Genomic DNA, 11773 nt, shown 5'->3' with positions numbered 1-11773 from the left:
ATTTATTTTGCGTGGGTTTGTTCCAAACTTAAAGAATCGCCGTAAACCCGACGTTGTAATTCGTAACTTTGTAACATCGCACCGATCCGTTTATTTTTTTGTTCCAACTGCTCGGTAGTAATCACATCTTTGCTCGGTGCATTATAGCTCACTTCCTGCACACCGTTGTTAAACGGTAATGTTTGCAACACCGGGGTATCCGCCACATTTTGCACTGCAGACTTGCTGTTCAACGATTGCACGCCCAACACCGCCACTAAGCAGACGCTTGCCGCCACGGCGACCTGTGTCATCGGCGCAAACCATGATTTGAGTTTTTGCATAAACGGGGAAGATTCGACTTCTTGCGGTAATGGTTGGGAAACGGTCGGTGGTGCAATGACAATTTCTTCATCCGCAATCAGACTTTCCATTTTCGCAGTGAAATCAGCACCTAAGAAAACATTTGTCTCCTGACGCATCACCGCGCGAATTGTATGAAAATTCGCCCAGCTTTCTTGCAATTCCGCATCTTGGCATAATTGCTCGGTGAGTTCACTGCTGACTTGCTCACCGTCAATATATGCTGAAAGTAACTCTTTTTGCATTTTCGTACTCCGACTAACCGTAGTTGTGTTGCTGTTTATTAACGTTGTAAAAGCGGTTTGACCTTGCTTTCAATAATTTCGCGCGCTCTGAAAATCCGCGATCTGACGGTTCCCACCGGGCAATCCATGATTTCCGCAATTTCTTCATAACTTAATCCTTCGATTTCGCGTAAAGTAATTGCCGTGCGTAAATCTTCCTGCAAACTTTTGATCGTATCAAATACAATCTTTTTCAATTCATTGGATAACATTTCATTTTCGGGTGTATCCACATCCCGTAAATTTGTCCCCACATCGTAGGATTCCGCATCTTCAGCCAAAATATCTTCATTTGGCGGGCGACGTCCCTGTGCGGTTAAGTAATTTTTTGCCGTATTTACTGCAATTCTATATAGCCAAGTGTAGAAAGCGCTATCACCACGAAAAGAATCAATAGAACGATATGCTTTTATAAATGATTCTTGTACAACATCAGGAATATCATTCGGTGAAATATACCGAGTCAGTAGTCCAGCCACTTTATTTTGATAACGCGATACCAATAAGTTAAAAGCTTTCTTATCTCCCTGCTGCACCCTCTCTACCAAAGCTTGATCTGTTAGCTGTTCAGCCATATAACCTCATAATCACGTCTAACAAGCTTTAATTTCAAAGCCAGCAAGCCCTTGTAATGCGTTAGACGAAGTGAAAGAAAAAAAGTTCAGTCTCTTTATAAAAAACAAAATTGAGAACTAATTCATTATAAATCAATTTGTTAAATTTAATTTTTGTTGAATTTCCGCCACCATTTGGCACAATTCCGGGTCGTCGATCGTGCCGTTATTAAAAAACCACGAAAACAATTGTAAGTCGGAACACGCCAGCAAACGCACAAAAACCGCCTTCTGTTGTTCGCTTAATTGGGCAAAATGTTGCTGATAAAAAGGCATAATCACTTTATCCAACTCCAGCATGCCACGCCGGCAATCCCACTCAATGCGAAACGGATCATAATGTTTCATTTTGATCTCCTTACTCACTATAGCTGGAGAATTATATAATCAGTGCGACGTTTGCGAAAATAAATTAATCACCAACACGCCGCAAATAATCAACCCCATACCGATTAAACCGGCGGTATCAATTTTCTGCCCGAAAGCGAAATACGCCACAATCGCCGTCAGCACGATGCCCACGCCCGACCAAATGGCATACACCAAGCCCACCGACAGGGTACGAAAAATAATGGAAACAAAATAAAATGAACAACCATAAAAAGCCAGCGCGACAAGGGTCGGTAAGAGCTTGGTAAAGCCGTCGCTCACTTTCAGCAGGTTGGTCGCGACAATTTCCAAACAAATGGAAATCGCCAATAAAATCCAAGGATTCATGTTTTCCTCACACAAAAGTGCGGTCGGAAATTCAATTAAAAATTCGACCGCACTTTTTTCCGTTTGCTATACGTTAATTTGGCTTTTCAAAAAATCCACCAACTGATCTTTGGCAATCATCTGTTTTTCTCCGGTGCGACGGTTTTTATATTCGATTTCGCCGTTTGCCAGATTTTTCTCGCCGATGACGATCATGTGCGGCACGCCGATGAGTTCCATGTCGGCGAACATCACGCCCGGGCGTTCTTTGCGGTCATCGAAAATCACTTCCACGCCTTGCGCCTGTAAAGTGCGGTATAAATCTTCGGCGAATTGTTGCACGCTTTCCGATTTGTACATATTCATCGGCACAATCGCTACGGTGAACGGCGCAATGGCGTCGGACGGCCAAATAATACCGCGTTCATCGTGATGTTGTTCGATCGCGGCGGCAACCACGCGGGTTACGCCGATACCGTAACAGCCCATGGTAACCACCATCGGGCGACCGTCTTCGCCTTGCACGGCGGCGTTCATGGCTTGGGAATATTTGTCGCCTAATTGGAAAATATGCCCCACTTCAATGCCGCGTTTAATCAACAGCGTACCTTTGCCGTCCGGGCTCGGATCGCCTTCCACTACGTTACGAATGTCGGCGATTTTCGGCAACGCCACATCACGTTCCCAGTTAATGTTGAAATAATGCTTACCGTCAATATTCGCGCCCGCGCCGAAATCGCTCATTAACGCCACACTGCGGTCAATAATCACCGGAATGTTTAAGTTGACCGGACCAAGCGAGCCCACGCCGGCGCCGATTTTCGCTTTAATGGCGGCTTCGTCGGCAAATTCAAGAGGAGAAGCCACTTCCGCCAGTTTTTCCGCTTTTACTTCATTTAATTCATGGTCGCCGCGAATGATTAACGCCACCAACGGCTGTTCTTCGCTTGCGCCTTTCACAATCAAGGTTTTCACGGTTTTTTCAATCGGCAGATTGAACTGTTCCACCAATTCTGCAATGGTTTTTGCCTTCGGCGTATCCACTAATTCCATGGCTTTGGTCGGTTGCGCATGTTCGCCGACGGCAATGGCTTCGGCAAGTTCGATATTCGCCGCGTAATCGGATTCGGTGGAGAAAATCACGTCGTCTTCGCCGCTGTTGGCAAGCACTTGGAACTCATGAGACGCGCTGCCGCCGATGGAGCCGGTGTCCGCCTGCACGGCGCGGAAATCCAAGCCTAAGCGGGTGAAAATGTTGCTGTAGGTTTGGTACATCACATCATAGGTTTCCTGCAAACTTTCTTTTGACGTATGGAAGGAATAGGCGTCTTTCATTAAAAATTCACGCCCGCGCATCACGCCGAAACGCGGACGCACTTCATCGCGGAATTTGGTTTGAATTTGATACAAATTGAGAGGAAGTTGACGATAAGAACTCACTTCGCGACGCACTAAATCGGTGATCACCTCTTCATGGGTCGGGCCTAACACGAAATTACGGTTGCCGCGGTCTTCAAAGCGCAACAATTCCGGGCCGTATTGCTCCCAACGACCGGATTCCTGCCACAACTCCGCCGGTTGTACCACCGGCATTTCCACTTCGATGGCGCCACTTTTGTTCATTTCGTCACGAATAATATTTTCGACTTTCTTTAATACGCGAAGCCCGGTCGGCAACCAGTTATACAAACCGGACGCGAGGGGGCGAATCATGCCCGCACGCAACATTAATTGGTGGCTCACTACCGCCGCTTCCGCCGGGGTTTCCTTTAAGGTGGATAATAAATATTTACTTGTACGCATTGAATTACCTATAATTCTGAGAACTTAGAAAATGAGAAAAAAATTGGCGATAGTGTATCTAATGCGTAAGCAAAAGCAAGCAGGAAATCAGGTTTCGCGCCTTTTCGCCGCGATTTCATCCGCCAATTTCAGCGCACAAAAGGAATAATCATGTCAGCCCTTTATCAAGCCCTTCCCGCCGTCGATAAATTACTCAAAACCTCGCAGGGTGAACAGCTGGTGGCGGAATTCGGTCACAGCGCCACCGTCAATATGTGCCGCGACCTTTTACAACAGGCGCGCGAACACATAAAACGCCACGAAAACCTACCGCACTTTTTGCAGAATACGGACGCCACTTTTCAGCATCTCAAGCAGCAGCTTCTGCTACAACAACAGGTGAACATTAAAACCGTTCACAATTTAACCGGCACGGTGCTGCACACCAATCTCGGGCGCGCCTTATGGTCGCCGACGGCGCAACAGGCGGCGCTGGATGCCATGCAGGGCAATGTGGCGTTGGAATATGATTTAAGCGCGGGCGAGCGCAGCCATCGGGATAACTACATCAGCGCCTTAATGCAGCAACTGACGGGCGCGGAAGCCGCCTGCGTGGTGAATAATAATGCGGCGGCGGTATTGCTGATGCTGGCGACCTTCGCCCAAGGCAAAGAAGTAATTATCTCCCGTGGCGAGCTGATTGAAATCGGCGGCGCGTTCCGCATTCCCGACATCATGGCGCAGGCGGGCTGCAAGCTGGTGGAAGTGGGCACCACCAATCGCACCCATTTAAAAGATTATCGCAACGCAATTAACGAAAATACCGCCTTTTTAATGAAAGTTCACAGCAGTAACTATCAAATTTGCGGTTTTACCCACGCTGTTGACGAGCAGGAATTGGTGGATCTGGGCAACGAATTCGGCATTCCGGTCATCACCGATTTAGGCAGCGGCGCGCTTATGGATTTGAAACCGTTCGGCTTGCCGGAAGAACCCACCGTGCAGGAAAAATTGCAGCACGGCTTGGATTTGATTTCCTTCTCCGGCGACAAATTGCTGGGCGGTCCGCAGGCGGGCATTATTGTGGGCAAAAAAGCGCTCATTCAACAGCTGCAAGCCCACCCGCTCAAACGCGTGCTGCGTTGTGATAAAGTCACCCTTGCCGGGCTGGAAGCCACTTTACGCCTCTATTTACAACCGGAAAAAATCACCGAAAAACTGACCGCACTTTTATTGCTCACGCAGCCTGTGGAACGCTTACAGGCACAGGCGGAGCAACTTAAAGCGCGGTTGGAAAATCGTTTGAATACCGATTATATGATTGCCGTTGAACCGAGCGAGGCGCAAATCGGCAGCGGTTCTCAGCCGTTGGCGCGGATTCCGTCGGTGGCAGTGACCATTACGCCGGCAAACGAAAAAACGCTGGCGAAAACCACCGCACTTTTCGCCCGTTTGTTGGCATTGCCGCAACCGGTTATCGGGCGTATTGAACGGGATAAAATTTGGTTGGATTTACGCAGTTTGGCGAACCTTGATCGCCTTCTGGACAGCTTGGAGACATTATGATTATCGTTACCTCCGGACACGTTGACCACGGCAAAACCGCCCTTTTGCAAGCCCTCACCGGCACCCATACGGCGCACCTGCCGGAAGAAAAGAAACGCGGCATGACCATTGATTTGGGCTACGCGTATTTGCCGTTAAACGATCAGATTCTCGGCTTTATCGACGTGCCGGGGCACGAACGCTTCCTCGCCAATATGCTGGCGGGGCTGGGCGGCATTCACTACGCCATGCTTATCGTTGCCGCCGACGAAGGCGTGCAGACGCAAACCATCGAGCATTTAAGCATTTTAAGCCTGTTACAGTTACAGGAAATCATGGTGGTGATCACCAAAGCCGACCGTGCCGACGCGGCACAAATCGAGGCGTTGGAAAATCAACTGCGCCAACAATACGCCGTGTTGGCGAACAGCCCATTTTTCGTTACCTCCGCCACCACCGGTCAGGGCATTGATGCCTTGCGCGATCATTTGGCGCAGCTGGCGGAATTGTCGGAAGTAGAGAAACCTTTCCGTTACGCCATCGACCGTATTTTCACTATCAAAGGCGCCGGCACGGTGGTGACGGGCACAGCATTCGCGGGCAAAGTCAGCCTGGATGACGAATTGTATTTGAGCAACGGGCAAAAAGTGCGGGTAAAAAATATCCACGCACAAAACGAACAAAACAATATCGGCTTGGCGGGGCAACGCTTGGCGTTAAATATTAATCTGGATTTCGACCGCACTTTAATTACGCGCGGCGATTGGCTGTTCTCCCAAGCACCCGGCAAACCGACGGATCGCATCACCGTTTGGCTGGAAAGCCAAATGGCGTTAAACGAAAGCCAGCCGGTGCATATTTATCACGCCGCATCGCACACCACGGGCAAACTCACTTTGTTACAACAACAAAAGCTCGCCCCGCAACAACAGGCGTTGGCGGAGCTGATTTTGGAACAACCGCTGTTTTTGGCGTACGGCGATAAAATCATTCTGCGCAACAGCAATTCCACCGCCGTACTTGGTGGCGCCAAAGTGATTGAAATCGATTCGCCGAAACGACACAAACGCACGGAAGCGCGTTTTGATTATTTACGCCGACTGATTCAGGCGGAAACGGCGCAAAAACGCACCGCACTTTATTTGCAAAATCACGCGGTGGAAGCGCAAAAGCTCATGTGGATTGAGCAACTAACGGACGCGCAACTGGACGCCATTGTGCAACAAAACGGTGATATTCGCTTCCAGAGCTGGTGCTTTAACGCCGATTATCGCGCGCAACAAACGGCAAAATTATTGACCGCACTTGCTCAATATCATGAGCAGCACCCCGACCAACTCGGCTTGGGCAAAGCCCGCTTATATCGCATTGCGGCGCTGAATCAGCCGGAAAAACTGATTTATCATTTTATCGACGAATTATTGGCAGAAAATCAACTGCAAAAAACCCGCGGCTGGTTGCACACCGTCGATCACAAAATTCAATTTAACGAACAAGAACGCGCATTATGGCAGCAGGTTCTCGCCCAATTCGAGCAACATAACGGACAAGCCTTGTGGGTACGCGATCTTGCCAATATATTAGGACAGGAAGAAAGCGCCATGCGCAATTTCCTCTATAAAGCGGGCAAACTGGGCTATTTAACCGCCGTGGTGAAAGACCGTTTCTTCCTCACGGAGAACATTTACGCCTTCGCCCGCTTAATCAAACAGCTGACCGCCGGAAAAGAAGGTTTTTCGGTGAACGAACTGCGCGACGCCTTACAATTCGGACGCAAAATGACCGTGCAACTGGTGGAATATTTCGACCGTTGCGGCTTCCTGCGTCGCAAAGGCAATATTCACGTTTTACGCGATGCGGACGTGTTTGATTTATAAAAGTGCGGTCATTATTTTCAATGTTTTTCAACAACAGGAGCTTCCATGAAGAAATTACTCATTGCCACCCTCATCGCCGGCAGCCTGATGCTCACCGCCTGCGACGATAAAGAAAAAACCGCGCTCACCGAGCAAGTGCAAAAACAGGCACAAACCATTGAACAACTCAATGAGCAGGTGAAAACATTAGAGAAACAGGTGTTGGATTTAGCCGAAAATCAAACGATTCGGGTTGAGCCGGAAGTGCTGTTTGAAAAATCGGAAACCATCAAGTTTGATAAAAAATCTGCCGACAGCTATGCGCCGGAAAGCGCTGAAGCAAAAGTCAGCGTGAAAACCTTAAAAACCGGCGAAGATTGGTTAACGGATTTACTCTTAAATGAGTTAATCCTGCAATTCACCGCAAGCGGTCAAGTTAAAATCGAGAATAAACAACAATTTGTGGAATGGTTACAAACCCTTTACACGGACAGCGTTAAAGAAGTTAAAGATAACGAAATGATTGGCAGCAGCACTGAGTTCAGTGTGAAATATCTCGGACAACGGGAAAACATCGCCACCTTCACCATCAATTATTCCGGCTATTCCGGCGGTGCGCACGGTATGTATTCCACACAATTCCTTAACATCGATTTGGCGAAAAAAGCCTTGCTGGATATTGATGATGTCATCAACCCGGATCAGCATCAAAAACTAAAAGACCTCTTATGGGACGCTTACCGCGACAGTAATAATGAAGCGGAACCTTTTACCCTGAAAGACGGGGGATTTTACGTGCCAAAAGATTTTTACTTCTCCCGTAATGGCGTAACCTTCGTTTACCCGCCTTATGCCATCGGCAGTTTTTCGGAGGGAGAAAAAGAGCTGACGATTTATTGGTGGCAGTTGAAAGAAAACAACTTGATCAACCCGCAATTTAGCTCGTTAGCAGAATCGGTTATCGAATAACCAAGCAAAAATCCCCAAGCGCAAACTTGGGGATTTTTTTAATTATCCAGTTCCAAACTCACCACGTTCGGCTCGTTTTTCAGCAATAAATACAACTCCTGAATGGTGGCTTTGTCGTTGATGGAACAGCGAATGGTCAGTTTGGTTTCGCCGTTGGGCTGATCTTTCACGTTGATGTTTTCGATGGAGTGGTTGTTGTTATGCAACAACTGCACGAATTGCGCAATGGCGTTGGGTGAAAGCAATGTGGCGTTGATTCGCGTTTTTTTCTTTTTGTCACGATGGCGCACCCAGTTATGCACATACGGACTTAAGCGAATGGCGATCAAAATCATGATGGTGGCGACCATCGCGTCAAAATAAAAACCTGCGCCGGAGGCAATGCCGATGCCTGCTGCCGCCCAGATAATCGCCGCCGTGGTTAAGCCGGAAATGGCGTCGTTATGTTTACGCAAAATCACACCGGCACCAAGGAAACCGATGCCGCTAATCACTTGCGCCGCCAAGCGCATCGGGTCGGTACGGATATTTTCCGACACCTGCGCATAATGTTCCGCCGATTGAATGGAGACAATGGTTAGCACACAAGTGGTGACCGCAATAATCATGCAGGTTTTCACCCCCACGGGCTTGGCTTTCAGTTCCCGTTCCAAGCCGATAATGCCGCCCAGAATCATCGCAAACGCCATTTTGGCGAAAATAAAAAAGTGGCTGTCGCGCGCCGACGCTTCAATAAAATTTAGTAAATCATTCATGTTAAATCGTTAATTTAAGTAATTGATAGAGTTCTCTTAGTTCGTTTTGGGTTAACGTGCGGTAAGTTTTCGGCATCAAATTCAGCAGGTTGAAACCCGCCAATTGATAACGAATCAGACGCAACTTCGGAAACCCGATATGCGCCGTCATTCTGCGCACCTGCCGATTGCGCCCTTCATAAATCTTCACCTCCGGCCACGCGGTGGGAATATGTTTACGTTCGCGAATAGGCGGAATGCGTTGACATAAAAAAATCCGGCTCGGAAATCAACCGCACTTTTGCAGATTTTCGCCTTGCTTTTTTGTCGCTGAAGAGATGCCGGTTGCATAAGATTTAAGTAAGTTAAAACTTAGACATACTTTACACCAAATTCGCAGAAAGTTTAAATTCCCCCCATTTTAATTGAACCGATTGCGCAAATTTTTCTCTTTAGCGTTTTATTCGGTAGTTTATGGGCTTTTCCGCTTGTTTAAATCGCTTTTTATTAAAATTTATTTTTTTATTCTAAAAGCAAATAAATTAAATAGAATAAAAATCTGAAAAATAAAAATTATTTATCAAAAAATAACGTAAATTTTATAAATTTAGTGATTTATCTCTATTGACTCCTATTTTTATTCGTCTATATTGAGCGCCTAACCTTTTTAACCTTTCCATTTTTAACTTCATTTATAATTTTCATAGGTGTTCGTATGACACACACAGCACAAAAACGCGAAACTTTCTCCGGACGACGGGCATTTATTTTTGCTGCTATCGGTTCGGCGGTCGGTCTGGGCAATATCTGGCGTTTTCCCTATGTAACCTACGAAAATGGCGGTGGCGCCTTTATCATCCCTTACATCGTGGCATTATTAACCGCAGGGATCCCGTTATTATTTTTGGATTATGCCATCGGGCATAAATTCCGCGCCTCTCCGCCATTGGCATACCGCAAACTCAGAACCGGTTTTGAAACATTTGGTTGGTGGCAAGTGATGATTAACGTGATCATCGGGCTTTATTACGCCGTCATCCTCGGCTGGGCGGCAAGTTATACCTATTATTCCGTTACTTCTGCCTGGGGCAGCAACCCTGTCGATTTCTTCCTGCACGAACATATTAAAATGGCAGATGAAGTGGCGTTCAATCTGGATTTCGTCGGCACGGTTGTTGGCCCGTTACTTGCCGTTTGGCTAATTACTTTATTGATTCTATCCCTCGGTGTACAAAAAGGCGTTGCGCGCACTTCTGTGATTTTTATGCCGATTTTAGTCATCATGTTTGTCACTTTAATGGTTTATTCCTTATTTTTACCGGGCGCAGAAAAAGGGCTAGATGCCTTATTCTCGCCGGATTGGGATAAATTAAAAGACCCGAGCGTCTGGATTGCCGCTTACGGACAAATTTTCTTCTCCCTTTCCATCTGTTTCGGTATTATGGTCACCTATGCTTCCTATTTGAAAAAAGAATCGGACTTAACCGGTGCCGGCTTAGTCGTAGGCTTTGCCAACAGCAGCTTTGAGGTGCTGGCGGGTATCGGCGTATTCTCCGCCTTAGGTTTCATTGCCGCTGCCAACGGACACGATGTGAGCGAAGTAGCAAAAGGCGGCATAGGTCTCGCTTTCTTTGCCTTCCCAACCATCATTAACCAAGCACCATTAGGGCAATTATTAGGCGTGCTATTCTTCGGTTCCTTAGTTTTCGCAGGCTTAACCTCATTTATTTCCGTATTGGAAGTGATTATTTCTGCCGTCCAGGACAAATTACGCCTACGCCGCGTCCATGCCACGTTTTTAGTGGGTTTACCAATGATGGTGGCTTCTACGCTCTTATTCGGCACCGCCGCCGGCTTGCCGATGCTCGACACCATGGATAATTTCGTGAATATGTTCGGTATCGTCGCCGTGGCATTCTTCTCCTTATTCTCCATCATTATGAGCGGCAGATTAAAAGAACTGGGCGAACACTTAAACGAAACCGGTTCCTTCAAAGTGGGCATGATTTGGAAAGCCTTTATTGTCATCACCACCGGCGTACTGGCTTTCATGCTATACAAAGAAGCCGGCAAAGTGCTCACCAACGGCTATGAAGGCTATCCGGACCGGTTCGTCAACACCTTCGGCTGGGGCATGGCAATTGCTTTGGTGATCATCGCCTTCCTGCTTTCCCGCCTGCCGTGGAAACACTTAACGCAAACACAAGGAGAAAAATAAGATGTCAACCAATGCAATTATCATGATGGCTGTTGCACTCATCATTATCTGGGGCGGCTTATTGGTTTCCGTCATCAGATTACCGAAAGAATAACTGTGCGAATCCATTCCAGTGTAAACCTATCTTTGGCAACGTATCCGCAACACTTGTCCTATCAATAGTGTGAGCGTGTTTTGTTTATATTCATATAACAGTCTGACTTTCAGAAACATCTTAAAAAAACAGTCTGATAAACTAATTAAAACTTGCAGAAGGAAAACCCCATGATCACCCAAAATTCAAACAACAATGTGTTGATTTAATGCTTAAACAAAATCATATCATATTTCAGGTCAGCAAAATGAATTAGTCAGCACGTCGGCACTGCAACGCTGAATAATAAAGCAACAAGGCATAACGTCAGACAAATTGGACGTTATTTTGAGATTCATCGTTCCACCCTGTTTAGTTGTAAGAAAGCCAAACCGAATTAGAGCGTATCAGGACATTCAAGCGAAAATTATCTGTCTGCTTCCGGAGAATAGGGAAATTTACGGTTCACGTCGGTTAACCTGGACATTATGGCAAATGGGGTGGAAAATAGGGCGTGATAAAACCCGTAAACTGATGATGGATTTACGATTGAGGTTCCATTATCCGCGTCAGAAGTTTTATTGGCATAGTAGACAAAATAGTTGGTAAAAAGTGGGTTAAGACCTTATAGTACGAGGCTTTAACCCACTTTTTTGAATT

At 46.8% G+C, this 11773-nt stretch carries 11 protein-coding genes and 1 pseudogene; 5 read left to right on the top strand and 7 right to left on the bottom strand.

All coding sequences use genetic code 11. The features are described 5' to 3' along the window. Nucleotides 1-2 precede the first annotated feature (2 nt). The 5 genes from DK423_RS10220 to proS all read right to left on the bottom strand — a co-directional run bounded on the left by DK423_RS10220 (nucleotide 3) and on the right by proS (nucleotide 3739). Nucleotides 3-587 carry a sigma-E factor negative regulatory protein gene (locus tag DK423_RS10220; RefSeq protein WP_005558152.1) on the bottom strand — a complete coding sequence of 195 codons (585 nt, stop codon included), beginning with the start codon at nucleotides 585-587 and terminating at the stop codon, nucleotides 3-5. A gap of 38 nt (nucleotides 588-625) precedes the next feature. Then, entirely contained in the window at nucleotides 626-1201 is a 576-nt protein-coding gene (gene rpoE / locus DK423_RS10215) for an RNA polymerase sigma factor RpoE (RefSeq protein WP_005543553.1), read from the bottom strand. A gap of 132 nt (nucleotides 1202-1333) precedes the next feature. After that, nucleotides 1334-1588 carry an FAD assembly factor SdhE gene (locus tag DK423_RS10210; protein ID WP_005558149.1) on the bottom strand — a complete coding sequence of 85 codons (255 nt, stop codon included), beginning with the start codon at nucleotides 1586-1588 and terminating at the stop codon, nucleotides 1334-1336. Nucleotides 1589-1627: 39 nt separating this feature from the next. Next, entirely contained in the window at nucleotides 1628-1957 is a 330-nt protein-coding gene (locus tag DK423_RS10205; protein WP_005558148.1) for a DMT family transporter, read from the bottom strand. Between the two features lie 66 nt (nucleotides 1958-2023). After that, entirely contained in the window at nucleotides 2024-3739 is a 1716-nt protein-coding gene (proS, locus tag DK423_RS10200) for a proline--tRNA ligase (protein WP_005558147.1), read from the bottom strand. Between the two features lie 150 nt (nucleotides 3740-3889). Between proS and selA the strand changes: the two genes are divergently transcribed. The 3 genes from selA to DK423_RS10185 are packed head-to-tail and all read left to right on the top strand — an operon-like array spanning nucleotide 3890 to nucleotide 8088. Continuing rightward, nucleotides 3890-5284 carry an L-seryl-tRNA(Sec) selenium transferase gene (selA, locus tag DK423_RS10195; RefSeq protein ID WP_061885742.1) on the top strand — a complete coding sequence of 465 codons (1395 nt, stop codon included), beginning with the start codon at nucleotides 3890-3892 and terminating at the stop codon, nucleotides 5282-5284. Beyond that, the gene (selB, locus tag DK423_RS10190) at nucleotides 5281-7140 is read left to right on the top strand and encodes a selenocysteine-specific translation elongation factor (protein ID WP_005558139.1); all 1860 of its coding nucleotides are present in this window, start codon (nucleotides 5281-5283) and stop codon (nucleotides 7138-7140) included. The genes selA and selB overlap by 4 nt, the downstream gene beginning before the upstream one ends. Before the next feature lie 45 nt (nucleotides 7141-7185). Continuing rightward, nucleotides 7186-8088, top strand: a complete 903-nt coding sequence (locus tag DK423_RS10185) for a DUF3298 and DUF4163 domain-containing protein (protein WP_005558137.1) — start codon at nucleotides 7186-7188, stop codon at nucleotides 8086-8088. A gap of 38 nt (nucleotides 8089-8126) precedes the next feature. Here the strand turns inward: DK423_RS10185 and DK423_RS10180 are convergent, their stop codons facing one another. Beyond that, nucleotides 8127-8843, bottom strand: coding sequence for an MgtC/SapB family protein (locus tag DK423_RS10180; RefSeq protein ID WP_005558134.1), 717 nt, complete (start codon nucleotides 8841-8843; stop codon nucleotides 8127-8129). A gap of 1 nt (nucleotide 8844) precedes the next feature. Next, nucleotides 8845-9127 (bottom strand): annotated as a pseudogene (locus DK423_RS10175) (pseudouridine synthase family protein); the annotation flags it as partial. 410 nt (nucleotides 9128-9537) lie between these two features. Here DK423_RS10175 and DK423_RS10170 point away from each other — a divergent pair. Continuing rightward, the gene (locus DK423_RS10170; RefSeq protein ID WP_005577961.1) at nucleotides 9538-11040 is read left to right on the top strand and encodes a sodium-dependent transporter; all 1503 of its coding nucleotides are present in this window, start codon (nucleotides 9538-9540) and stop codon (nucleotides 11038-11040) included. A 1-nt stretch (nucleotide 11041) separates the two neighbouring features. Further along, nucleotides 11042-11134: a methionine/alanine import family NSS transporter small subunit gene (locus DK423_RS10165; protein WP_005577959.1), complete on the top strand. Its 93-nt coding sequence runs from the start codon at nucleotides 11042-11044 to the stop codon at nucleotides 11132-11134. The last annotated feature ends 639 nt before the right edge of the window (nucleotides 11135-11773 follow it).

It is taken from the genome of Aggregatibacter actinomycetemcomitans (assembly GCF_003130205.1).
Lineage (GTDB): Bacteria > Pseudomonadota > Gammaproteobacteria > Enterobacterales > Pasteurellaceae > Aggregatibacter > Aggregatibacter actinomycetemcomitans_A.
Note: the sequence above shows the minus strand (reverse complement) of the source record. Positions and strands in the feature narration are given on the sequence as shown.